Origin of the sequence: Paraburkholderia silviterrae (genome assembly GCF_004353915.1) — a bacterium.
Lineage (GTDB): Bacteria > Pseudomonadota > Gammaproteobacteria > Burkholderiales > Burkholderiaceae > Paraburkholderia > Paraburkholderia silviterrae.
This window is the reverse complement of sequence record NZ_SMRP01000001.1, coordinates 90,870-112,795: the sequence shown is the minus strand read 5'-3', so window position 1 is coordinate 112,795 and position 21,926 is coordinate 90,870. Positions and strand designations below refer to the sequence as shown.

General features: G+C 58.8%; 40 protein-coding genes and 1 tRNA gene. 18 read left to right on the top strand and 23 right to left on the bottom strand.

The annotated features are described in order from the left end of the window. From EYW47_RS00625 to EYW47_RS00535, 23 genes are all read right to left on the bottom strand, one after another. Window positions 1–279 carry a hypothetical protein gene (locus EYW47_RS00625; RefSeq protein WP_133192960.1) on the bottom strand — a complete coding sequence of 93 codons (279 nt, stop codon included), beginning with the start codon at window positions 277–279 and terminating at the stop codon, window positions 1–3. Between the two features lie 11 nt (window positions 280–290). Further along, entirely contained in the window at window positions 291–1,007 is a 717-nt protein-coding gene (locus EYW47_RS00620) for a hypothetical protein (protein WP_133192959.1), read from the bottom strand. A gap of 10 nt (window positions 1,008–1,017) precedes the next feature. Further along, the gene (locus EYW47_RS40685) at window positions 1,018–1,194 is read right to left on the bottom strand and encodes a hypothetical protein (protein WP_165976462.1); all 177 of its coding nucleotides are present in this window, start codon (window positions 1,192–1,194) and stop codon (window positions 1,018–1,020) included. Further along, window positions 1,191–1,412 carry a hypothetical protein gene (locus tag EYW47_RS00615; RefSeq protein ID WP_133192958.1) on the bottom strand — a complete coding sequence of 74 codons (222 nt, stop codon included), beginning with the start codon at window positions 1,410–1,412 and terminating at the stop codon, window positions 1,191–1,193. Before EYW47_RS00615 ends, EYW47_RS40685 begins: the two co-directional genes overlap by 4 nt. Before the next feature lie 2 nt (window positions 1,413–1,414). Beyond that, a complete protein-coding gene (locus EYW47_RS00610; protein WP_133192957.1) occupies window positions 1,415–2,599 on the bottom strand; it encodes an RtcB family protein in 1,185 nt (394 codons plus the stop codon). Between the two features lie 166 nt (window positions 2,600–2,765). Next, window positions 2,766–3,218, bottom strand: coding sequence for an HNH endonuclease signature motif containing protein (locus tag EYW47_RS00600; RefSeq protein ID WP_133192956.1), 453 nt, complete (start codon window positions 3,216–3,218; stop codon window positions 2,766–2,768). Continuing rightward, on the bottom strand, window positions 3,219–3,686 hold the full coding sequence (locus tag EYW47_RS00595) for an Lcl C-terminal domain-containing protein (protein ID WP_133192955.1): 468 nt from the start codon (window positions 3,684–3,686) through the stop codon (window positions 3,219–3,221). Between the two features lie 27 nt (window positions 3,687–3,713). Then, window positions 3,714–4,076, bottom strand: a complete 363-nt coding sequence (locus tag EYW47_RS00590) for an Lcl C-terminal domain-containing protein (RefSeq protein WP_133192954.1) — start codon at window positions 4,074–4,076, stop codon at window positions 3,714–3,716. Window positions 4,077–4,148: 72 nt separating this feature from the next. Continuing rightward, window positions 4,149–4,328 carry a hypothetical protein gene (locus tag EYW47_RS00585; protein ID WP_133192953.1) on the bottom strand — a complete coding sequence of 60 codons (180 nt, stop codon included), beginning with the start codon at window positions 4,326–4,328 and terminating at the stop codon, window positions 4,149–4,151. Then, window positions 4,325–4,999 (bottom strand): hypothetical protein, encoded by a 675-nt coding sequence (locus EYW47_RS00580; RefSeq protein ID WP_133192952.1) that lies wholly within the window; start codon window positions 4,997–4,999, stop codon window positions 4,325–4,327. Before EYW47_RS00580 ends, EYW47_RS00585 begins: the two co-directional genes overlap by 4 nt. Then, window positions 4,996–5,616 carry a 3'-5' exonuclease gene (locus tag EYW47_RS00575; protein ID WP_133192951.1) on the bottom strand — a complete coding sequence of 207 codons (621 nt, stop codon included), beginning with the start codon at window positions 5,614–5,616 and terminating at the stop codon, window positions 4,996–4,998. Before EYW47_RS00575 ends, EYW47_RS00580 begins: the two co-directional genes overlap by 4 nt. 24 nt (window positions 5,617–5,640) lie before the next feature. Further along, window positions 5,641–7,419 carry an AAA family ATPase gene (locus tag EYW47_RS00570; RefSeq protein ID WP_133192950.1) on the bottom strand — a complete coding sequence of 593 codons (1,779 nt, stop codon included), beginning with the start codon at window positions 7,417–7,419 and terminating at the stop codon, window positions 5,641–5,643. A gap of 3 nt (window positions 7,420–7,422) precedes the next feature. Beyond that, on the bottom strand, window positions 7,423–8,022 hold the full coding sequence (locus EYW47_RS00565) for a hypothetical protein (RefSeq protein WP_133192949.1): 600 nt from the start codon (window positions 8,020–8,022) through the stop codon (window positions 7,423–7,425). A gap of 30 nt (window positions 8,023–8,052) precedes the next feature. Beyond that, window positions 8,053–9,246 (bottom strand): hypothetical protein, encoded by a 1,194-nt coding sequence (locus EYW47_RS00560; protein ID WP_133192948.1) that lies wholly within the window; start codon window positions 9,244–9,246, stop codon window positions 8,053–8,055. Between the two features lie 5 nt (window positions 9,247–9,251). Continuing rightward, on the bottom strand, window positions 9,252–10,055 hold the full coding sequence (locus EYW47_RS00555) for a RecB family exonuclease (protein ID WP_165976461.1): 804 nt from the start codon (window positions 10,053–10,055) through the stop codon (window positions 9,252–9,254). Continuing rightward, window positions 10,052–10,195 (bottom strand): hypothetical protein, encoded by a 144-nt coding sequence (locus tag EYW47_RS41555; protein WP_165976460.1) that lies wholly within the window; start codon window positions 10,193–10,195, stop codon window positions 10,052–10,054. Before EYW47_RS41555 ends, EYW47_RS00555 begins: the two co-directional genes overlap by 4 nt. Beyond that, window positions 10,192–10,419, bottom strand: a complete 228-nt coding sequence (locus tag EYW47_RS40675; RefSeq protein WP_165976459.1) for a hypothetical protein — start codon at window positions 10,417–10,419, stop codon at window positions 10,192–10,194. Before EYW47_RS40675 ends, EYW47_RS41555 begins: the two co-directional genes overlap by 4 nt. Then, the gene (locus EYW47_RS00550; protein WP_133192946.1) at window positions 10,416–10,607 is read right to left on the bottom strand and encodes a hypothetical protein; all 192 of its coding nucleotides are present in this window, start codon (window positions 10,605–10,607) and stop codon (window positions 10,416–10,418) included. Before EYW47_RS00550 ends, EYW47_RS40675 begins: the two co-directional genes overlap by 4 nt. Before the next feature lie 135 nt (window positions 10,608–10,742). Continuing rightward, complete coding sequence (locus tag EYW47_RS42355; protein ID WP_276322920.1) at window positions 10,743–10,865, bottom strand: hypothetical protein; 123 nt, start codon at window positions 10,863–10,865, stop codon at window positions 10,743–10,745. 114 nt (window positions 10,866–10,979) lie between these two features. Then, complete coding sequence (locus EYW47_RS40670; RefSeq protein WP_165976458.1) at window positions 10,980–11,135, bottom strand: hypothetical protein; 156 nt, start codon at window positions 11,133–11,135, stop codon at window positions 10,980–10,982. 292 nt (window positions 11,136–11,427) lie between these two features. Continuing rightward, window positions 11,428–11,808 (bottom strand): Lcl C-terminal domain-containing protein, encoded by a 381-nt coding sequence (locus EYW47_RS00545; RefSeq protein ID WP_240763473.1) that lies wholly within the window; start codon window positions 11,806–11,808, stop codon window positions 11,428–11,430. Window positions 11,809–11,881: 73 nt separating this feature from the next. Further along, window positions 11,882–12,109, bottom strand: coding sequence for a hypothetical protein (locus tag EYW47_RS00540; RefSeq protein WP_133192945.1), 228 nt, complete (start codon window positions 12,107–12,109; stop codon window positions 11,882–11,884). 295 nt (window positions 12,110–12,404) lie between these two features. Next, window positions 12,405–12,938 carry a hypothetical protein gene (locus EYW47_RS00535; protein WP_133192944.1) on the bottom strand — a complete coding sequence of 178 codons (534 nt, stop codon included), beginning with the start codon at window positions 12,936–12,938 and terminating at the stop codon, window positions 12,405–12,407. Window positions 12,939–13,031: 93 nt separating this feature from the next. Here EYW47_RS00535 and EYW47_RS00530 point away from each other — a divergent pair, with 93 nt between their 5' ends. The 18 genes from EYW47_RS00530 (at window position 13,032) to EYW47_RS00450 (ending at window position 21,823) form a co-directional block, all read left to right on the top strand. Then, window positions 13,032–13,235 carry a hypothetical protein gene (locus EYW47_RS00530; protein WP_133192943.1) on the top strand — a complete coding sequence of 68 codons (204 nt, stop codon included), beginning with the start codon at window positions 13,032–13,034 and terminating at the stop codon, window positions 13,233–13,235. Next, a complete protein-coding gene (locus tag EYW47_RS42610; protein WP_133192942.1) occupies window positions 13,183–13,575 on the top strand; it encodes a ribbon-helix-helix domain-containing protein in 393 nt (130 codons plus the stop codon). Before EYW47_RS00530 ends, EYW47_RS42610 begins: the two co-directional genes overlap by 53 nt. Before the next feature lie 128 nt (window positions 13,576–13,703). Next, entirely contained in the window at window positions 13,704–14,216 is a 513-nt protein-coding gene (locus EYW47_RS00520) for an HNH endonuclease (protein WP_133192941.1), read from the top strand. A gap of 140 nt (window positions 14,217–14,356) precedes the next feature. Then, the gene (locus EYW47_RS00515; RefSeq protein WP_133192940.1) at window positions 14,357–14,587 is read left to right on the top strand and encodes a hypothetical protein; all 231 of its coding nucleotides are present in this window, start codon (window positions 14,357–14,359) and stop codon (window positions 14,585–14,587) included. After that, the gene (locus EYW47_RS00510; protein WP_133192939.1) at window positions 14,584–15,006 is read left to right on the top strand and encodes a GIY-YIG nuclease family protein; all 423 of its coding nucleotides are present in this window, start codon (window positions 14,584–14,586) and stop codon (window positions 15,004–15,006) included. Before EYW47_RS00515 ends, EYW47_RS00510 begins: the two co-directional genes overlap by 4 nt. A gap of 9 nt (window positions 15,007–15,015) precedes the next feature. Next, a complete protein-coding gene (locus EYW47_RS00505; protein ID WP_133192938.1) occupies window positions 15,016–16,224 on the top strand; it encodes a replication protein in 1,209 nt (402 codons plus the stop codon). Continuing rightward, complete coding sequence (gene dnaB / locus EYW47_RS00500; RefSeq protein ID WP_133192937.1) at window positions 16,221–17,615, top strand: replicative DNA helicase; 1,395 nt, start codon at window positions 16,221–16,223, stop codon at window positions 17,613–17,615. Before EYW47_RS00505 ends, dnaB begins: the two co-directional genes overlap by 4 nt. A gap of 3 nt (window positions 17,616–17,618) precedes the next feature. Further along, window positions 17,619–17,894: a hypothetical protein gene (locus tag EYW47_RS00495; RefSeq protein WP_133192936.1), complete on the top strand. Its 276-nt coding sequence runs from the start codon at window positions 17,619–17,621 to the stop codon at window positions 17,892–17,894. Between the two features lie 13 nt (window positions 17,895–17,907). After that, window positions 17,908–18,354 carry a RusA family crossover junction endodeoxyribonuclease gene (locus tag EYW47_RS00490; RefSeq protein ID WP_240763472.1) on the top strand — a complete coding sequence of 149 codons (447 nt, stop codon included), beginning with the start codon at window positions 17,908–17,910 and terminating at the stop codon, window positions 18,352–18,354. Between the two features lie 73 nt (window positions 18,355–18,427). Then, window positions 18,428–18,622 carry a hypothetical protein gene (locus EYW47_RS00485; RefSeq protein WP_133192934.1) on the top strand — a complete coding sequence of 65 codons (195 nt, stop codon included), beginning with the start codon at window positions 18,428–18,430 and terminating at the stop codon, window positions 18,620–18,622. A 51-nt stretch (window positions 18,623–18,673) separates the two neighbouring features. Next, on the top strand, window positions 18,674–18,973 hold the full coding sequence (locus tag EYW47_RS00480; RefSeq protein WP_133192933.1) for a hypothetical protein: 300 nt from the start codon (window positions 18,674–18,676) through the stop codon (window positions 18,971–18,973). Between the two features lie 75 nt (window positions 18,974–19,048). After that, the gene (locus tag EYW47_RS00475; protein ID WP_133192932.1) at window positions 19,049–19,627 is read left to right on the top strand and encodes a MarR family transcriptional regulator; all 579 of its coding nucleotides are present in this window, start codon (window positions 19,049–19,051) and stop codon (window positions 19,625–19,627) included. Beyond that, entirely contained in the window at window positions 19,624–19,788 is a 165-nt protein-coding gene (locus EYW47_RS40665; protein ID WP_165976456.1) for a hypothetical protein, read from the top strand. Before EYW47_RS00475 ends, EYW47_RS40665 begins: the two co-directional genes overlap by 4 nt. A gap of 3 nt (window positions 19,789–19,791) precedes the next feature. Further along, a complete protein-coding gene (locus tag EYW47_RS00470; protein ID WP_133192931.1) occupies window positions 19,792–20,385 on the top strand; it encodes a hypothetical protein in 594 nt (197 codons plus the stop codon). Between the two features lie 8 nt (window positions 20,386–20,393). Continuing rightward, a complete protein-coding gene (locus tag EYW47_RS00465; protein WP_133192930.1) occupies window positions 20,394–20,816 on the top strand; it encodes a recombination protein NinB in 423 nt (140 codons plus the stop codon). Between the two features lie 2 nt (window positions 20,817–20,818). Next, window positions 20,819–21,049 carry a hypothetical protein gene (locus tag EYW47_RS00460; protein ID WP_133192929.1) on the top strand — a complete coding sequence of 77 codons (231 nt, stop codon included), beginning with the start codon at window positions 20,819–20,821 and terminating at the stop codon, window positions 21,047–21,049. Further along, window positions 21,046–21,654 (top strand): hypothetical protein, encoded by a 609-nt coding sequence (locus EYW47_RS00455; RefSeq protein WP_133192928.1) that lies wholly within the window; start codon window positions 21,046–21,048, stop codon window positions 21,652–21,654. The genes EYW47_RS00460 and EYW47_RS00455 overlap by 4 nt, the downstream gene beginning before the upstream one ends. A gap of 95 nt (window positions 21,655–21,749) precedes the next feature. Further along, window positions 21,750–21,823 (top strand) — tRNA-Gly (locus EYW47_RS00450). Window positions 21,824–21,926: the final 103 nt, after the last annotated feature.

Genomic DNA, 21,926 nt, shown 5'->3' with positions numbered 1-21,926 from the left:
TCAATCCTCGTGAGTGGTGGTCGCGAACAGATCGCCCTGCTTCTTGCCGCTCGACTCCGCGAGGTGCGCAGGGCAGAAGTGAACGTCGGCTCCGACCTGATGCGCATGCACTGCGCACAGGTGCCGGTCGCAGGTCTTTCCCGGCTTCGTCTGGTAGTCGCACTGGAAGCCGCTCGGCGCGCTGCAGCCGTCGACAGAGCAGCGGTGCACACGCTTGCGGCCTCGCGTGCAGACGATTCCGCTGATGCCGCCTGGCAGGCGAAAGGGTGTGCAGGGCATCGCTTGCTCCGTTAATCGCTTGAATCGACCGACAGGTTGATACCGCACTTCGAGCAATGCGCCGGATGCCAACCGCGCATGCGTCCCGATGGCGTGCTCGAATCGATGACCTCGTGCTTGCAGATCGATAGCAGCCACGCCGACGGGAGCGCGCATTCTTTCTCGTGGCACTTCGTCGCTTCCATCTCCAGCACGGCTGCCGCGAGATTTCCGCGCGACGCATTGCGCTTGTGCGTAGCCTCTACTGCGGCCTGAATCACGGCTTCACGCAGGCGCTTCGGGTACTCGTATGGGCCGCTCTCATACACGATCGCATGCGCTTGGCCGGTATAGCCGCCGTTCTGAGCCGTATGCAGAAAGATGCGCGCCCAAGACTTTCTGTTCGATCCTGGCTTCGTCACCCATCCGATACCCGGCATTGCCACCCACCCGGCACATGCGGCGACGTTTGAGAGCGTATGATCGAGCCTCGCAGGCTCGACGTGCTCCCAATCAAGTAGCCCACTCGCTCGCGGCACGATGTCGATCTCGTAATCGAAGACGCCTGACTTGCGGGGCGGTGCGGACTCCAGGTCATCGTCTGGATATCCCATCGTCGAATGGCTATTGAGCGGTGAGCACCTGTAGCCAGCCGGATAATGCTCCGTAGCGCCATAGCGTTTTTGCGTGATGAGAAATTCTCCAGTGGACTTTCGGCGAACTATCTGCGGTATGGCGAATTCGGTCATTCTCGTCTCACTAAAACAAATCTAGTTGCGCGGGCTCGGTGGGTTTCGCTATGGCCTTAAGGCGGCGTGAAGCGGCCCAACGCAGGAGTGTCGCGTGCCAGCCGTGGTGAATACCCTGCCGGCGCACGACCATCGCCTGATTCAGGTAGATCTTCGCCATGTGGATGTGCCACTCGCGCTCGCTCATGCTCGGCGCACGTACATCCGGATCTCAAGGTCGAGCTCAGGCCGATAGACCTCGGCATGCACCTGGCGCGCGCATCTGCCGAGCGTGCGCATCCAGCGCTTGCCGGCGGACTCGGCGCCGTGACGATTGCGTGCCTTGACCCAGACAGACGGGCCGCAGCACCGTCCCGAATTGGTGATGGGCCACACTTCCCAGGTGATCGGGGAACGTTCGTTCATGGTTATGCACCCTTGACGCAAAGGACCTGCTTCAGCACGTGCACCACTTCGACCAGATCGCGCTGGTTTTCCATCACGACGTCGATGTCCTTGTACGATGCCGGGATCTCATCGAGTACCGCATCGTCCTTGCGACATTCGACGCCAGCCGTCTGCGCTTCCAGATCGGCAATCGTGAAAGTCCGGCGCGCTGCGGCACGGCTCATCTTCCGGCCAGCGCCGTGTGAGCACGAGCAATACGATTCGAGATTTCCCTTGCCGCGCACGATGTAGCTACGCTGGCCCATCGATCCCGGAATGATCCCAAGATCGCCTTCGCGCGCTCGAATGGCGCCCTTGCGGGTCACCCACAGATTTCGGCCGAAGTGGTTTTCCTTCTCGACGTAGTTGTGGTGGCAGTTGATCGCTTCCTGAGTGATCGTGAAGTCGACCAGGATGTGCCGGCGCAGGGCGGCAATCACGGACTCCATCATTACGCGGCGATTCTCCAGAGCGTAGTCCTGAGCCCACTGCACTGCCTCGACGTAGTCTTTGAAGTCGTCGGTATCCTCGGGAAAATAGGCGAGGTCCTTGTCGGGAAGACTGACGAAATACTGCTCCATGCGGCGTTTGGCGCGCTCGATGAAATATCGGCCGATCAGGTTGCCGACCCCGCGAGAGCCGCTGTGCAGCATCACCCACACGTCCTGCGATTCGTCGATGCAAAGCTCGATGAAATGATTGCCTGAACCCAGCGTGCCGAGTTGGGCGTGCATGTTCTTGTTGTGGATGCCGCGATGCTTCCACGCGAGCTCCGCATATCGATCATGCAGCCCTGCGTGCAGCGCTGGCAGACGGTTGGACTGATGGGAACCTCCGGCACCAAGCGGCACGTCGCGCTCGATCTGGTGACGAATGGCCAGCAACGAATCCGGCAGATCGGATGCCTTCAGCGACAGACGAACAGCATTCATGCCGCAACCGATATCGACGCCCACTGCGGCGGGCACGATGGCCTTGTCTGTCGCGATTACCGTGCCGACCGTCGCGCCGATGCCAGCGTGAACATCCGGCATGCAGGCGACGCCATTCCCAGCGATGAAGGGCAAGCGCGCGATATTCTTAAGTTGCTGCAGCGCACTGTCTTCGACTTCATCTGTCCAGATCTTGATCGGACGCGCGCCTTCGTCTTGAATTACTTGTTTCATGATCGTCTCGCGATGAATGGTTATACGGCAGAGCCGCGAAAGGTCTTTGTGAAGGCAACGTCGACCGCATGGCCGCGGGCTCGCACGACATTCGATAGCTGAGCTCGATCCTGATGGCTGGCCGTCGCCTGCCGAAGAAGTCCGAAGTAGCTGTTGGCCATGACGCTCATTTCCATGTTCTCCTTTCGAGAATCGCCCACACAGCTCCTTGTGAAAGACCATATTCGCGCGCAAGTGCCATTGACCCATCGGTACGGCTATACGGTTTGAATCGACGACGAATCTCAGCAACGATTTCAGGCGTTGCTTTCACGTTGCCAGCGTGCAGCCCTTTCGGATGACGGTCGCGCCCTTTGGCGATCATGTCGTGCATGTTGTCCAAGCGCGTACCGAGGCTCAGATGCGCCGGGTTGATGCACTTCCGGTTATCGCAGGAGTGCATTACGTCCTGCGTTCCGGTGATCGGAGAATTGTGTAGCTCGAATGAAACCCGATGCGCAAGCCGGTTTTTTCCTTCATGCCAGACGAGACCGTAACCGGCCTTGCAGATGTAGCCGGCAAATTCAAGACATTCTCCAACTGTCACGGTTCGGCGCATCAGGCTTTCAATCGTCGCCATTTACGCCTCGATGGTCTGTCTGCGGACGGCACGCGCGCGGCAATAGTAGTCGCCCTTGTGGTTGCCGTACTGGTTGCCGTCGAAGAAGTACTGATACCAGGCGTACGCGTCATTCGTTTCGTATTCCTCCGCGGACCAATACCAGCGCGCTTCGAAATTCGACTTGAGGTTCGCGAACAACAGCGATTGCTCGCGACGCGTAGGTAGCTCACCTCCCTGCTCAGCAGCCCACGATTTCGCGTCCGACCATGACTTACCGTCGACGTCGCCCGGGATCAAGATCAGGTGGTAGCTCGGCTTGCCGTCTTCGCCGAGAATCAGGCCTGCGTATTCCTCGCCGGGACGCAGGCTGATGGTCGTTTCGGGGAAGTACAGCGCAGGTCGTTCGGCACGCTGTTTTTCGAACTCCGAGATCATGTCGGAAATTCGAGAATGTTCAGCCTTGATAGATTCGAGCGTGATCGTCATTGAAGCACCCTGAAAATGGATAAAGGATTAAATCGGCAATCTGCGGACGGCACGCGCGCGGCAATCGACGTTGTCCCTGTGGCGGTAGCTCTGGCTGCCGTCGAAGAAGATCTGATACCAGGCGTACGCGTCGTTGCGGTGATACGTCTCGTTGCTCCAGTACCAGTCCTGCTTGAACTGATCGCGGTAATTGGCCCACAGCATGGACTGCTCGATGCGGTTCGGCAGATCGCCGCCGATGCTCTTTGCCCAATCGTTCGCACCCGCGTGCGTATCGCACTCGTGGTCGCCAGGAAGCAGAATGACGTGGTAGTAGTCGCCGTTCTTGTCGCCGATAGCGCCGACATAAACTTCGCCTTCAGAGAGAGGGGGCAATTGAATCTGTTGCATGGTTTCTCCGTCTATGGAAAACATGAGGTCAATACGTCAAGCGGTACTTTTGTCGAGAATCGATGTGTCTGATTACTCTCCCAGGTACGCGTCCAGCGCGCGAATGCGTGCAATCTTGGCTTCGTCCAGAGGTACCGCTTCGCAGCCATGCAGCGCAGCGAACGCGGGGCGCAGAGACTCGCGATCCTCTGCAGGAATGTCGGCGTGTTCCAGGCGTCTCAGGATCTGCCACAGGTCTTGCTGGACCGTCATACCTCGACCTCCAGAACTCGCGAGCGCTCAAGCCACGCTTCGAGCATCCGGTTTTTGATGGTTTCCGATTCGCCTTGCCACTCGGGGTGCGCGTGAAACCACATCTCGAAGCGATGGCGTTCGTCGTACTCGTTGAGTTGAGCCTGGAGCACTCTGCATTTGGAGGAGAGGCTCTGGTTCTCCCGACGCAGTTCGTCGCGCTGCCCGGTGACGGCCTCCACTTCGGTGCGCAACGTTTCGACCTTCGCCTCAAGAGAGCCGATCTTGTCTTGACGGTTGGCGCCGCTACGCGTGAGGTCGAAAATCTTCGTGCGCAGGTCGTCGCGCTCCTTTTCGAGTTCGGCGATTCGTAGCACGCGGTCGAGTTCGTCCTGAGCAGCTTCCGGTTTTTCCATTTCGACCTGAGGATCCTGGGACGCTTCGCTCTGAACGGCAGGCATGGTCGGAGCACCGATGGCCGCCTCAAGCCTTTCAACGTCGTCGTTGCGCATGAGCCAGTACAGGTACTCGTTACCGCCGCCCGGCTTCTTGCCGCGCTCAATGACGCCTTCGGAGTGCATGCGGTTTAGCTCCGCGCATACCTCGCCGCGCTCGATGCCGATCCTGTCGGCGATCGTCTTCGAGGTCGAATGCTGTACCGTCGCGAGGTACTTTTCGATATCGGCTCTCACGCTGCCACCTTCGAGCCGTGCGCCTTGATCCCGTAGTAGACGGTTTTGCAGGCCATCAGATCGACCGCCGCGTTGTGCGCGCCTTCGAGATCCTTGCCGGTGAAGAACTTGTAGGCCTCGCCAAGGTTCGGCGACTTCGCATGACGGCGGCCAGCCTTGATCATCTTCTCGGTGGGCGGCAGGTTGATGATCTTCGTGCTCTTGCCCTGGGTGCAGAAAGCGGGCGCCGATTTCCACTTGTCGTGAAACGGGTCGTCAGCGTCGAGTTGCCGGAAGTACTCGATGCGGATCATTCGGGCATCGAAACTTTCGTTGTGACCGGCCCTGAGCGAGGCGCGCACCCACATGTCGTGGAACTGCTTCAGCGCGTCCTCGATCGGGATGCCTTCGGCAAGGGCGCGCTCGGTGGTAATGCCGGTAAGCTGAGCGAGGTCGTCAGGGATGGTCCAGCCGTCAGGCTTGATCAGCGTGTCCATCGTCGCGATCACGTTGCCGTTTTTCTCGTCGCATAGTTCGGCGGCGAGTTGCGTGATGTGCGGTTGTCCCGGAGCCTCAGACGGTTCGTTCCACAAGGGGAGTCCGTTCGTCTCAGTGTCGTATACGAGTAGGAGTTCCATGGAGGTTTCCCAAATATCAATCTGTTACGCGGTCTCGGCAGTAGCTTCAGCAACCGCAATCGCGCCGCTCTCGATCCAATGCGCAGCCATTCGTTCGGACAATCCAGTCGGCAACTGCTTGAGCGTCGCGAAGACAAACGCGGTGTCGAGATCACCGAAATCGGCCATCTCGTCAAGCCACGCGAGCAGGTCACCGCGAGCCGAAATCTGGAGTACGTCCATCCTGTCGAGCAGCACGAGCTTCAATCCAGAGAGGCACGAGATCGACACAGCGATCATCGCGTCCGCTCTCCAGCGCTCGCTTTCCGAGCACAGCGAGTAGAGGCGCTTGCCATAGCGGATCGTCATGTCGGAGTCGATCGTCACTGCGGGCCACGTGGTGGAGACCGACGACTCTTCGAGGTGCGCGTTGATGGGCTTCAGAGCATTGGCGAGCATCTCGCCCGGGATGCCGTCCGTTGCGAGCTGGTCGGCAATGACAAGCCACTCGGAGATATCGGCGTGGTGCTGCGCGGCTTTTTTCGTCGTCTCAGCGGCGGTGTCGGCGGCAAGCTTTTGCTTGCGCAGCTTCTCCTGCTCGGCGGTGAGCGTGCCGCGTTGCTGGCGCGCGGCGTCGAGCGAGCGCTGCGCAGCGCCGATATCCTCGTCGGTCACCTTCTCGACGTCGGCTGAGAGTTCGAGCGCCGCGGCGGCGGCTTTGGCGTCCTCCATCAGGCGCTTGTCGTTCGCCACAGAGCGCGCCATCAGGTCGCGCGCCTGAGTGAGTGCGGGAATCGCGGCGCGAGCTTCGGGATCGTTCACGGCCCCATTGAGGGCGCCGTACTGCTTCTCGTAGGCGGCCAGTGCGTCGCGAGCCTCGCGCTCTTCGTCGGACTGTCCATCCACATCCATGAAGGCGAGCAGGTAATCGACGCCGCGCGCCAGATCATGCACAAGGCCTTCTCGCGGCGCGGTACCGGCGCGCTGCTGTGCTTCGGCAAGCGCCTGCTTGGCCTTGGCCAGTTCCGCTTCGTCGAACGCCAGTTTCTCGGTCAGGCGCGTGAGTTCCTTGGCCTTCGTCGCGTTCGATTCAGCGGCGGTGGTATGCTTCACGTACGCGTCGCGCTTGGCGCTCAGTGAGCCTACCGTCTTCGAGTGCTCCTCGATCCTGCCGTCGACCGTCGCCAGTTGCTCAGTGACGGCAGCAAGGCGCTTCGCGTCGTACTCGGGGACTTCGGCTTCCCATCCGTCGCCCTTGTCGCTGCCCCATGTCTCGCCAGTCACCCCCTTCCAGGCGCCCTTGGCTTCCTTGGCCTTGTCCTTCGCGAAGTCGCACGCAGCGGGAAAGCCCGAGCGCAGCATCGGCAGCACCGTGTCGACCTTCTTTTCGTTGCACTCGCGCTCGATCAGTTGCTGCTTGACCGTCGCACCGTTCAGGGTGATGCCGGTCAGGCCGAACAGAAACGTGCGGCGCTCCGTGTCCTTTTTTTCCGCGAAAAGTGAGGGGCGAAGCACGTAGGGCAGGGCGTCCATGTTGATCGGAAGTCCCTGCCATTTGCCGTCGGGAAGCGTGAGGCTGCAATCGCCGTGATCGGTCGAGAGCACGACCTCGGCCTTTTTCTTGCCTTCGGTGACGATCGAGCCGTACTCCTTCTTGAGCGACACACGCGAGATATCGCCCGTCAGTGCAGCGCTGATCGCCTCTGCAAGGCTGCTTTTTCCAGCGCCGTTCTCGCCGCATACAACGACCACAGGCGTTTCGACTGGCAAGTCGATTGCGCGCGCGCCCACGAAGTTGCTCGCGCGAATATGGTTGATCTTCATGTTCTATTCCACCATCGAAAGTTGACGACGGCCACGCCCGCCGCGAGACCTCGCTGCGCGCAGCTCCTCGGCGATCTCGTTGGCACCCTTGCCGGTGTCGGGCTTTTCCTCTTCGGCTTCGCCGCCTTCCGGATCGAGCGTGACGAAGATTTCGTGGTTCAAAAGACCGGCGATCTTCGCGATTTCTTTCTCGTTCGCGTTCGCCTGCACGCGGTACTCGTAGATGACCGTGCCGCCTGCCTTGACCTCGATGAGCCACTTGTTGACCTTGCAGTCGTTGAGAACCACATCTTCCTTGCCGCTTGCTCCAATGTGGATCACGACTCGCGCGCATTCATAGGTCTCGTCCCAGCGCACCGGGCCCATCTTCGGGTTCTTCACCACCGTCAGGTGGTCCGGGTCGGGATTGATCTGCTTTTGCGGAGAATCCTCCTTCTCGAACAGAGAGGACTTGAGCGTTGGCGAGAACATCACGAGCGAGTTGTTGCTGGCCGTGTATCGGAACCGCAGGTCGATTGCGGGCACTTCCTGATCGCCGTGCTTCTCGGTTCTCAGGTTCACGTGAAGTAGCTTCGTCAACTGCCGTTCGTACTCGAATGCCATGCTCGTACTCCTGTTCACGAAAAATGGGAATTACTCAGCCGAAGGCCGGTTGCCGCGCGAGGCTCGCTGGTTGGCGCGCGAGAACTTTTGCTGCATCTCGACAAAGACGGCCAGAACGCGAGTCTCGGAGTCCGGATCGGGGATTTCGTCGATGGAGGCGCGCAAGCCTTCGAGTTCGTTCATCGACGCAACGGACTTGATGCGCTCGATGAGCTGGGCTTCGTTGAGCGGACCGGTGGACTGCTGTTGGGTCTGCTGCGTCGACTTATCCGCGCCTTCATCAGGCTTGTCATCGGTCTTCGGCGTTTCCTTCGCGTTCACGTCGGTTACGTCGGCCTTGGGAGTCTCGGGGTGAGTCTCCGACGGTGTCGCGTTGCCGTTCTGGCGAAGCTTTTCGAGATCGACCGCGTAAGAGCCATCGGGCTGGGGCGTGAGGTCGACAACGTCGCGCTCTTCTTCGCTCGTGCGCCCCATGCCCATCACGATGTCAGGCGCGTGGATGTTGCCGAAGAACGTGCCGGCACGGTACTGGAGCATCAGGTGCTTCATCTCGGTCTGCCACTTGCTGCCGGACTTCGCGTACCAGCCTTCCTCGACCGCCATGCGAATCGATACCGGGGCCGACTCAATGACGGGCAGGCCAGCCGTGCGCGCCTGCGCCAGGGTGTACACACCAGCGGGCATTGGGACGCCCGCAGGAATGGCCCACGCGATGCACTGAAGGTTCTCGACCTGAACTTCCTTCTCGGTCATGTTGTAACGCTTCAGTTCCTTGTTCCACGCACCTTTTTCCTTGTACGTCGCCTTGATCATCCCGAAGTTCTGGATGTCAAAGCGCAGCGGCGTGAAGCGGCGCGAGGCGTTGATCGCGGCGATGACGAACTTGCCCGACCAGCGAAGTTTGCCTTCGATGATGTCGGCGTTTTGCATGACCGCAGTCACCGACATACCGACGGCCTGAGCGACCTCAATCGCCACCAGGCAGTTGCCAATGGCCGCAGGGTTCTCGACCCACTCTTCGACGTTATTCGCACCGCGCTTGAGGTTGTACGCGCGGAACTGGGCGGGCACCGCGTCGCTTGAAGCGAACGCCGTAGCGATGCGCTGTGCGAGCGCGAAACCTTGCGCCGAAAACATGCTGACGGTGATGTCGGATACTCCGACACCAGAGACGGGTTTTTGCGCAACATCGGCGAGCGTGCGCGCGGCTTGTGGGGCATTCATGGATATCAATCCTCTCGGTAGATGCAACGCGACCAGCGGGCGCAATAGCGCTTGCTACACAACACGCTGCTCGGGTTAGGCGGGAAAGTGCCGGCGCGGAACATGTCTGCCGCCAGTTGAATCAGACCCGGCGTCTGCTCGTTTCCGACGAGCACGCGGCGCGCATCAAACACGGGGCTCACTGCAACCGGCGTTTTTGAGCTCGTGCCGAGCGCGATGATCTGCGCGCCTGCTGTGGGCTCTTTCATGGTGTGCTCGTACATGAGCTGGTACGTTCCCGTCTGAGCCGAGCGTGCCTTGATGTTCGCCACGCCGTTGCTCACGACCTTCGAACCCGTCTTCACATCCGGAATGATCGTTCCCGCGTCAGTCTCGGCGGCGCGCGCTCGATCCATCGTGCCGGTCAGGGTGATCGTCACGCCGCCTCCACAGTCGATCTCAAGCGGCGTCAGCGTCATCTCCACAGCGGTGTACTGGAACTGCGGAGCAATCTCGGTGCAGTATTTCGCGGTGAGCGTCAGACCGATGCGTTCCGCCTCTTTGAGCGAGAGATCGTCGCCAGCCACATCCACGTCGTACTCGGGATTGCGCAGAGCGTCCACGAACACGCCGGCCGCATCGTCAGGCGTAATGTCCTCGCCGCGCAGGTGGGCCGCGTCGAATGCGGCGGTGCCGCTGTGGGTCGCACTGCCAAGCAGCGTGCGTACACCTGCAGCGTTTTTCATGCCGAGGAGATACGTGCCTTCGAAACGGTAGGCGCAATCGAAGAATCCGCCGAATGCCGAAGCACGGATGGTGAGGTTGCTCACACCGCACCCCTCGTGCTCACATAGGGAATGTCCTTCAGCGGATCGGTCGCAGCGAGAATCGCAGCGGTGGATACAACCAGAGCGATGATGGCCAGCCAGATCAGCAGGAGTTGGCCCGCTCCTTTCAGAAAGTTTTTCATGGACAGCACCTCTCAGAACCACCACAGTAAAATTCCTGACCGCACACAACTTCCATCGTGTCGACAGGCAGTTCGAAATCCTCATCGCAACAGCAGCAACGGACCTGCCACGTGCCATCCGCCATCTGCCAAGCCGTTCCGTCTTCCTGCAGATCGTCCTCGTGATTAGCGCGTGTCTTTTCTGCGGGGCGCTGGTCGTTAAACCATTGGCCGAAGTCCTTCACTTCACACTTCCATACGGACGAACACGGCGCACAACACGGTTCGACGGATGAAGCAGATAACGGTCGCCGAGTTGTTCTCGGGCGCGTGCAATGCGCTCTTCGACGCTGTCGACATACTCGGCCCACTCGCGCAATGTCTGTTTGCGCTGCACTTCAGCCGCATCGAACATCTTCAGGTTCACTGACATGCCAAACTCCCGGAGAGGAGAAGAAGAACGAAGAGTGATCCCGCGAAACACGATCCCGCGACGAATGCCAAAACCAGATAGAACGGTTCGCAGACTAGAAAGCGCTCGTCGGTTATGTGGTTCATGGTTACCCCGTTAATCAGCAATGCGCTTGGCCCAGCGGCAGGCGCCTTCGAAGCTCGCGAAGCTGAACGTCACGTAGAACGAAGAAGCCACGCGCACGTGCCAGCGACCGCGTTTATAGATGTGCGGCTTCATCTCAGCACCACACGACCCGGCCGTAATCGACCGTGCGCCGGTAGACGTTCTTTCCGAGCCACGTTGTGTATTCCATGTACGCGCAGTCAAGCACGACTATCCAGTTGTGCAGTCTCATGATTCGACCTCGTCTTGCGTGTGTTCCAGGCATTCCGGAATATCGAATGCGTCATAGAGGTAGCGCGTATCGCGTCGGCACTCCGGGCAGTAAAGACGCGGCACATACTCGACGTCTGGCACTGTCAATTCATCCCAAAGTTGGACTCGCATGACCATCTCCGTTGCCAGGATGTTCCATCCTCAGAGGTGACCGTTTGACGCTCGTATAAGGCAACGTTGCGCCGCGCTTTACGTGTCAGGAGAAGCGTTTCACCGGGGCCCGGCCGGTGACGACAAACGATCACTTTTGAAGATGCGGGTTACTCGCGTCCCGCAGCCGAGTGTGTTCAACTTCTTCGGCAGGTGGCCGACGACCCCTCCGTCGGCAAGAGGCCCACGCCTGCGACTGCTCGCGTGGGTGCTGCGGCTTCTCGCCTGTGGGTTCTTTCGAATGACTGAATAACTAAATTGACAATCTGCGGACGGCACGCGCGCGGCAATAGCTGACGTCCTTGCGGTAATAGTCCTGATCGCCGTAGCTGAAGCTCTGATACCAGGCGCACGCGGTGTCGTCCTCGTCTTCCTGGTTCGACCAATACCAATCACGCTTGAATTGATCGCGATGCTTCTCGAACGCAACGGCGAGTTCCACTAGCGTGGGCAAGTCGCCGCCGATGCTTTGCGCCCAGTCGAGCTGCGCTTGCCACTTGGCGTCGTCGTTGTCTCCCGGCAGGAGAATCGTGTGCGTCACGCGACCTGCGCCGTCGATGAAACCGCCCAGATAGATCTCGCCTTCTGCGAGATCGGGAATCTTGATTGTCAAATCGGTGATTTCGGTGGTCATGATCTTCTCCATGCTTTGTGGATTGGCGGGGCGGCAGGAATAGACCTGCATCCCCGATACCTTTGGTGGCGGTTTAGGTGCGGAAGAACTGCGGGGAGTCGATGGGCTCGCGGCGGCACTCGGGCGGCACCATGTCGCCGCGCGTCGAAAGGGGCTTCCACTTCAGGCCGAGCTCAGCGAAGTCTTCAAGCGCCACATAGCGCGTGAGCTTGCCGACGACAAAGGCAACCGTCTGGTTATCGCGCAGCACGCCCGCGTGCTCGGTGCCTGCGTCGATATCGCGAACCGTTCCGTGTTCCATCTCGCTCTCCATGTGTCCCGGCGTGTGCCGTGTTGTGGTGCTGATGAGATAAATCTTAGGTGCGCCTAATCTAACAGTCAAGAGATATTTTAGGCCGACCTTATACCGAGGGCGCAAAAAAGCCCGCCTAAGCGGGCTAAGGGAATCAGATGATCAGTGCGGCGGCGGGCCTATTCGGGCAAGAATTTGGGTGACAGCCAAGATGCTGTTTGCAGCGGCGGCCAGATCGGCGAGCGCCTTTTGGTAGTCCGCCAATGTGAGGCTCCCTGGCGGTTCCGGACGTGGCCGGTAGTCATCAAGTCTTGCCACTACGCTTGCGCGATTGTCTGCTTCTGCCATGCCCATGTTCTTTGCCCTCTTGTCGAATACCGCCAGCCAACCCTTTCGTTGCCTCGACGTCATGTATGACCGAAGCAATGCTCATATCATGTGGTGATTCAGGCGGGATGGATTCTACGGGCAAACCCTGAGCAACTGCGAGGATTTCCTGAACCTCTTTATGAATGGATTGTAAGCGCTTGATTAGTACCGGAATTACCGCCTCACTATTTGAACCGGTAACGTTTGCATCAGGGTTTACAACGATGCCTGATGCATTTTTTGGTGCTCTACCGAACAGAATCCACTCGGGCGTCACGTGTAGTCGACCGCATGCATTGATCAGATGCGCAGCGCGAATGTCCTGCGCCGGTTTGATGTTCCCGGCCGCTATCCACGCAGCCACAGTTGGCGCAGAGACGCCTAAATCCCCGGCAAACCGGTTCGCGTTGCCCTGATATTCCTCGCTTTCCGCGAGGGCATCCTTCAGTCGTTGGTTCCATGTCTTCATGAGGCTAGCCTAATACATTTGCTGTTAGGTGTACCTTGCTTTTTGATATTAGGTGCGCCTAAAATGAAGCCTAGAGGCAACGAGGACTCCGCGATGAACGACGAAGCGAACACCATCATCGACCGCTTGGGCGGGACTACCGCTGTCGCCAAGCTGTTCGATATCAAGCCGCCATCCGTGCACGGATGGCGCTCCGACGGCATCCCGAAATATCGCCTGCAGTTCTTGAGGCTCGTGCGCCCAGATGTTTTCGAGGGTCTCAACGAGAAGTCTGAGGACGTACAAGCGCCCGCCTGACCGCTGTCTCCCAAACCGAGAGCACCACAAGGTGCCGGCAATCTGCATGGGGAAACACGTCTGGACCGGGGGAAATTTGAACGACAACCGAATCGGTGATGGCATGGCACGCGGACGAACAGGCCCGTTTGGGCAACTGACGGCGGAGGTTCCGAAGATTCGGATCGACGACGCCACGAAAGAAGAGCTTGAGCGCCTAGCTAACGAGGCAGGGCTCGGCCTATCAGAAATGATCCGCGAGATGCTCATGGTGCGTGTCTGGGGTCGAGAACATGTAGTGAGGCTACACAGGCAACGCCTCGCGGTGGTGGCAGGCGTTCCCCCCGACGAGGCTGACTAAGTGGCGCTTCGTGGTCTTTACGGAATCGATCATATGAACCAGTTCTGGGTGGGCCTGATCGTGGGCGCCGGCATTGCCACAATTTTCGCCGTGGCGTATGTGCGCGACTACCTGCACGGGAGAGGGTGATGTTGGATGTGCCGGAGCTTAGAGCGATTCCCGGCTTGCCCGGATATTTCGTCTCTCGTGATGGCCGCGTTTTCTCCAATGTTAAGCGCATTGGAAGGCCTAATGGAATGTGGGAAATGACGCCCCAGCCGTACCGCGGTTACTTCAAGTTTATCGCGCTCGGCAAGGCCCATTGGGTTCATCGCTGTGTGGCACTCGCATGGATCGGACGAGGATTGAAAGGACAAGTCGTTTGCCATAACGACAATGACGTGTCGAACAGCAATGACTCCAATCTCCGGTGGGATACCCAAGCCGGAAATATGCAGGACAAGAAAGCAAACGGCACTTACTACTGTGGAGAAACCCATCATTTGGCAAAGCTTACGCAAGCGCAAGTCGACGAAATTCGTCGTGCGTATGCGATGAAAACCGGACATCAATGGGGATGCAGAGAATTTGCCAGACGGTTTGGCGTGAGTTCATCGACCATCTGCCGTGTTTCTTCCGAGAAAAGTTGGAAGGGGGTCTAGCATGCTTGACTTTTTCATAGACGGATTTTTCTACGCGTTACTCGCCGTCTGGTTTGGCTGCGGCTGGAGGTTCCTATGACGCTCTTCGGGATGGTTCTCCTGGGTGTATGCGCCGTGCTTTGCGTTATCGGGGCGCTCGTATGAAACGCGACAAACCACTTTCAGACGACGAGGCTGCGCTCGCCGCGCGCTCTGAGCACGCGAAGCTCGTCATCGCGCTACCGATTGACGATCCGTTCCTGGCCGGCGTGTCTGAACTGCTTCACCGGATTATGGACGCGCAGTCGCTCGAGGTCGCGCGCTGGCAGGCTGGCGATGCGCTTGTTCTGCTGCGCGAGTACGTCAAAAAACAGGGAGAAACCCGTCAATGAGCTACGGATTCGTCTATGTCCTTGGGAATGACGCAATGCCCGGAATCTACAAGATCGGTATGACGGATCGCGCCCCTCGCGAGCGCATGGATGAACTCTCGAAGGCGACTGCGGTTCCGCTTCCTTTCGACTTGGTGATGTACGCCCAGGTGTCTGATCCCAGGGAAGTCGAGGCGGGGATACACGGTGACCTTGCGAAGTATCGGGTCAACTCGTCGCGAGAGTTTTTCAGGGCGCCGCTTGAGGAAATCGGGGACACGATCCGTGCGTATGCGCATGACGTCTGTCATGTGGAATACGCGGTCTATATGTGGCACGCCGAGGCAGATGCGAAGAGGGACTTTCTTCTGAGCCATTTCCATAGCCAAAACCATGACCCGATTTTTTGGCCTCCCCAATGTCGCGGATTCGAAGAATAAGGTGACGATGTGCAAGACGAGTCGCCGCAACTCGAGAACGGTTACACAAGACTGGCAAACGAACTCATGGACGCTCTAATCGGGGCTCGTCTCACGGCGCGGCAGTGGGCCGTCCTTATGGCCGTGATTCGAAAGACGTATGGTTTCAACAAAAAATCCGACGACATTGGCTTGTCGCAGCTCGCGTCAATGACGGGTCTTGCCAAAGCTCACGTCAGCGTCGCCGTGCGCGGCCTCGTCGATCGGCGAATCCTCATTCGAGAGGTGGGAAAGTTCGGCCATCACATCGGCGTTAACAAACGCTATCAGACATGGGTTGAGGTTACTGAATCGGTAACTCCAAAGGCGTCCACGGGAGATGAGGGGGTTACCAAATTGGTAACCCTTAATGCCCCTGAAACCATCGAAATTTCCGACCAAAAAATGGACGAAGCTCAGGCTCCTGGGGTTACCGAATCAGTAACCCCCACCGTTACCGAATCGGTAACCCCAGAAACGCCCTCAGAGGGTTACCAAATCAGTAACCCTGGGGTTACCGAATCAGTAACCCCCACCGTTACCGAATCGGTAACCCCAGAAACGCCCTCAGAGGGTTACCAAATCAGTAACCCTGGGGTTACCGAATCAGTAACCCCCACCGTTACCGAATCGGTAACCACAAAAGACAACCCTTCAAAAGACAACTACCAAAAGACAAAAACCTTCCCTCACTCGCTTCGCGAGCGATTCGACATTTTCTGGTCTCTGTATCCGAGGAAGGTCGAAAAGAAGAGCGCGCAGAAGGCTTTCGACAAGCTCTGTCCTGATGACTCGCTTTTGGAGGAAATTCTCGTCGCTCTCGGAAGGGCTAGCCGCACAGAGCAGTGGAAGCAGAAAAAATTTGTTCCGCATGCGTCAACATGGATCAACAACGCCCGCTGGCAAGACGAACTGACGGTCGACTATTCGCCGAAGCAACTCGAGGTGATCGAGGCGTTCAACGCTTCGCTTGGCGAGCGACTTGGCAATGTCGATCTCGGAGTGTTCGTTGAAGACCGCGCGAGTTTGATCGACGACTTTCTGACCTTCAGCCGCAAAGACCCTGAATTCTGGCGGCGCTATTTCCCGTGGGTTGCAGAGAATGTCGACGTTCCGCCGCGCTGCGGGTTCGAGTGGCTCATCGGGCGCGAAGGATTCACGAAGGTCAAGGGCGGTCAGTTCACGAGGACCGCCGCATGAACGCCCCCGAAAACTTCGACGAAGGCAACGTGCGCGTGCCGCCTCATTCGCTCGAGATGGAGCAATCCGTTCTCGGCGCGCTGATGCTCAAGAACGACGCGTTCGACGTGATCATGAATCTGCGCGCCGAGCACTTCTACCGTTACGAACACCGCATCATCTTCGACGCGATCGCGAAGCTGATCGTGAGCAACCGACCCGCAGACGTGATGACGGTGTACGAGGCGCTGGGTGCCTCTGGCAAGCTTGAGCAAACCGGAGGCCTCAAGTACCTCAACGCCATCGTGGGCAGCACGCCGGGTGCGGCGAACATCGCTCGCTATGCGCAGATCGTGATCGACCGAGCGAAGATGCGCCAGCTGATCTCGGCGGCCGACGAAGTGACGGCCGAAGTGTTCCATCGCAACGGCAAGAGCGTGGACGAGCTGATCGCCTACGCACAGGAGAAGTTCGAGCCGCTGTCGGAAGACCGCGCCGAGGGTCCGCAGTTCCTCGGGCCGTCGCTCTCGCGCGTTGTCGAGCGTCTGGATCGCGAGTATCACGGCGAAGAGCCGATGGCGATCTCCACGGGCCTGAAGGATCTCGATTTCAAGCTCGGCGGAGGCGTGAACGGCGGAGACCTGATCGTTCTGGCCGGTCGTCCCTCGATGGGTAAGACGGCGCTTGCGATGGAGATCGGCGAGCACGTGGCCATCGAGCATCAGCTGCCGGTCGCAGTGTTCTCGCTCGAGATGCCCACCGACCAGCTCACGCGCCGCTCGCTCGCACGCCACGGCAACATGCCACTGCATGTCCTGCGCAATGGCTCGCGCATGTCGGACGCCGAGTGGCCCAAGCTCACGCACGCCGTGCAAGTTGTCTCGGAGCTTTCTCTGGCCGTCGATGACAGCGCGGGCCTCACGCTTGCGGACATTGCGAGCCGCAGTCGCGCGCTCAAGCGCAAGGCTGGGCTGAAGATGATCATTGTCGACTACCTGCAACTCATGACGGGTGGCCCAGATGAGCGGCACGACCTGCGTATCGGCAGCTACTCGGCGGGCCTGAAGGCGCTGGCCAAGCAACTCGACGTGCCAGTGATCGCGCTCTCGCAGCTGAACCGCGCGCTTGAGAATCGCCCGAACAAGCGGCCGATTATGGCCGACCTGCGCGACTCGGGGGCGATTGAGCAGGATGCCGACACGATCCTGTTCCTGTACCGGGACGAAGTCTACAACGAGGATTCGCCCGACAAGGGCGTGGCCGAGATCAACATCGCCAAGCAACGCAACGGCCCGACCGGAACCGCATACACGGCGTTTATCCACGAGCAGGCGCGTTTCGCTGATCTCGCCGGCGGATACATCCCGGTGCCGCGCACGAAGCCGCGCGCAAGCCGCGGTTTCGAGGAGTGAGCCATGCAGTCGAAAAACAAACCCGCACCGACCGCACGCGAGCGAGCGCACATCGCCACGATCAAGCAGATGGCGTGCGGCGTGTGTGGTGCTCCCGGACCGAGCGACGCGCACGAGATCGTGCAGGGTGCCTGGTTCACGTCATTGCCTTTGTGCCGCGATTGCCATATGGGCGATTTCAACGGCATCCATGGCCAGAAGCGGATCTGGTCGGTGATGAAAAAGGACGAGTTGTCGGTGCTCAACGAAACCATCGGGAAATTGCTCTATGGCCACTGAACCCATCGCCTTCGTGATCCTCGGTGAAGCCGCTTCAAAGGCTAATAGCCGCAAGATCGTCACGATCAACGGTCGTCCGTCGAGCATCAAAAGCGAGAAGGCACGCAACTACGAAGCGAACGCGCTGAAACAAATTCCGCCGAAGTTTCGCCTTCAGTTGCGTGGCCCTGTGTGCGTGACGCTGCGCATCTTCTACGCGAGCGAGCGGCCCGACCTTGACGAGTCGGTGGTGCTGGACGTGCTGCAGGACCGGTACAAGACGGTGGGCAAGGGAGAGACGAAGCGGCGAGAACTCGTGCAGAAGGGCATCTACCAAAACGATCGTCAGGTGCGCGAGAAGCACATCTTTCACGCCATCGACCGAAACAACCCTCGCACCGAGATCCTGATCGAGCCGTTGCAGGCACAACAGGATGGATTCGATTTTTCAACCTGCGATTCCGAGGATGCTTTTGCGTGACCTCGGAGATGAAGGCATTAAACCGTGCCGAAATTAGGCGGCTCAAGAAAGAAACTATCGAACTGGAGGAAGCGTGAAAGCATTCAAGGCATTCGCTGCAATTGTAGGTCTGTGTGTTTCGATGCCTATCTGGTACGTCCTTGTTTACAAGATGCTCGCCATGATGCACGCCACGGATGTGATGTGGTTGCTTTACTGGATCTATATGCCTGCGGGAATTCTCGTGTCGATCATCTTCAAAATTTGTGAGTTGGCAGAAAAGAAATAGGTCGATTTTTCAACCGAGCGTCCTGAAGACGCTTTCGCATAGGAGCATCTCGTGATCAAACCCACCATTGGCCGCATCGTCTGGTTTCATCCGGAACAGAGCTATCCGCATTTGGTCCAGCACGACAAGACGCAACCGCTGGCCGCGATTGTGACGTACGTGTGGAGCGACACGCTCGTGAACCTCTCCGTGTTCGATCAGGATGGAAAGCAATACGCCGCGACCTCGGTCTTCCTGCATCAAGGCGATGAAAGCGTTATGACGAACGGACCATACGCCGAGTGGATGCCGTACCAGAAAGGCCAAGCGGCAAAGACAGAAGCCCTAGAAGCAGCGAAGGGCAACGCATAACCCGGCGCGTGACGATCTGGGGCGGCGGAGGTTGCGCGTAAGACCCCGGGGAACCGGAAACATGGAGAGGAAACGATGGGCGCACCGAAGTGGACTGAAGAAGAACTCGCGATAGCGAAGATGATTCACGAGAGCGACAAAACCGTTAAGGAACTGGCTCACCTGTTGCCGGGTCGCCCCTTCTACGGCATCAAGTACATGGTTTCATCAGTCGGAAACGGGATCAAGAAGCGCGGCAATACGTCCGTCGCGATCTCGATCGCGCTGCTTGAGCTTGAAAAGAATCCCGGCCAGACGATCGCTGAGTTGGCCGAGAAAACCGGATTCAATCAAGACCATCTTTCCAGACTCATTCGTCGCCATCATGGAAAGGGGCTTTATGTGTCATCGTGGCGCGTCCACCTTGGTCACAAGATCGAACGGTGGTCGATAGGCGACCTTCCGGATGCACCGAAGCCAGCGCGTCAATCTCTCGATGAAAAGCGCAGGAAGGATCGAACCCGATGGGAAATCTGGTCCGCAAGACGAAATCCGTTCGACGGCATCGTGAAGCAGTTGAATGGCAGGGTGCATGAGCCAACCGGCCCCACTGGACGCGTATTCAAGCAAGACATGACCGGTGAGTCACTGGAAGATCGGAGGAAGGCAGCGTGAACTCAACCGCCGACACTCTGCGAGAACAGTCACGCGCCATTCGCGAGCAGTCCGAGAAGAAACCCGAGCCGCGCAAGGAAACTGCTCGGGAGGGGCGCTGGCGCGTGGAGCGCGAGAAAGCAGCCGAGCAAGCCAAACGCGAACCGCACAAAGGGTATTGAGCTATGAACTCACGAAACTTCGAAACTCTCCTGCTCGAACTCGATCCTGTTGAAATGCGGCTTCACTCTGTGCGCAACCACCATGTGAACGGTCTCGATTACCTGTGCCTGCATCGCTCAGACAAGATGACGGTGAAGCTGTACTTCATCGATCCAGAGACAATTCCGCGAACGCCGGGGGAGTTTCTCGTCACGCCGCATACGCACCGATACGCCTTCGAAAGCACTGTGCTTTCGGGATGTATCTACCACCTTCGATTCGAAGAGTGCGAAGGAAACTACTGGCATCGCTCTCGTTACGTGCCGGAGATTCGCGCGTGCGAGTTTGAGAGCGATACCGGCCTGCGCGTTGTGGACAAGGAAATTCATGAGGTTGGAAGTGAATACTGGGTTGACGTTTCAGAGATTCATACTCTGATCGCCTCTTCCCGTCCGACTCTATTGGGACTGGTTCAGTATTCCGATACGCGCAGCACGTCACAGGTCTATGTCGCCAAGGAAAAGGAGATGATCTATCCGGCTTCACGAAAGCCGACTATCGAAGAGACGCGAGCGCTGCGCGACATAGCTCTGGCAATGATTAAGACGAGCCGATGAGCGCACGGATGAGCGCACGCCTCTACAAAGAATTCGTTCTCTCCGGGCCCGCCGTCTGGCAGCTCGTGAAAGAGCTCGTGCGCGAGCACGCGAAGGCATACATCGAGCGGGGTACGCCGCTGCGCGTGATCTTCACGACTGAAGAGCGGCGACGCAGTGTAGAGGCTAACGCGCACTATTGGGGCTATGTGCTGCGCTCGATCGCCGAGCAGGCGTGGGTGAACGATCGCCAGTTCGACGCCGACACGTGGCACGAGTACTACGCGGGCCTGTACTGCCCTAAGGTCGAGTTCGTGCTGCCCACCGGGGAAATTGCGACGCGGCGTAAATCCACCTCGGAGATGGGCCAGAAAGAGTTCGCCGAGTACGTGACGCGCGTGCAGAGCAACGCCGCGCAGGAACATGCGGTCGAATTCACGAACGGGTTTTGAGCATGGCCCGCATCCCGAAAAGCCTCACCGATGAGCCGAGATGGGAAAAGGGCGACCCGCTGCGCATCCTCCTGAAACGCGAATCGAGAACATGCGCCGGCTGCGCCTACCTGAAGACCGACAGGCTGTTCAACACGACGGCCGTGGCGTGCCACAAGCGAAAGAGGAAAGCGGAGTTGAGCGTCGAGAAGACGCGCAGATGTGAACTTTTCGAAGACGGGAGCACCAAGTGAGAAAGAAGGATCAAAAACCGACGGTGAAGCACCCGGGAATCATGAGAAGCGCGCGCGAGGCGATGGTGTTTGCGCTTAACTACAGCGACCAGCAGTATGCGCTATCGCCGATGGCAGCGTTTCTCAAACGCACCAACGCCGGCTCGGGGCGTGGCCTGAAGGGTCTGGATGGCGCGGGACAGGCCGGGATGTTGTGGGCCGAGATTACGCAGTTGCCGTACTTTCAGGCGCTCGCGCTCATCGCCCGTTGCACGGTACACCGCCTTCCTTGCAAGTGCGGGGCTCCGTGTTGCTGTGGTTGGCGGGCGAACGAGCTGTGGCGCGAAACCACGAGCCAGCTGTGCGACCACGTGGCGCCCGCGCTCTCCGGTCACCTCTCGAACCGGCGCCTGCGCCTGGCCTCGACCGAGAAGGTCTTCGACGCGAAGATCACGCTCGACGAGGTGGCGGAAAAGGTGGGAGTGTCCAAATCCACCGCGGCGCGCCAGCACGCGAAGATCAAGGATTTTCTCAGGACGCTTGAGCACCAGGGTTGGGAAGCGCTCACCGCCGCGCTTGAGGAAAAGGGGATGCTCATCGACGTGAACGCCGTGGCGACAGCTTGACGACAACAAAAACGTGTCATATGATCCTTTTTCGATACGTTGGACCAATGTCCCTAGAGCCCTGACCGCGAAAGCTGTCGGGGCTTTTTGCTTTTGCGGGCTTGGCCGAATGGCTAGGCTGCGGCCTTCCAAGCCGTCCATGCGAGTTCGATTCTCGCAGCCCGCTCCAGTTGTCTCCATGTCGGACCCTTCGTCCGATTTTCACGCCCGCCTTCCAGCAATGGTTGCGCGGGCGTTTTCTCTTCAAGCGCCAATGACCCAAAACCCGTGGC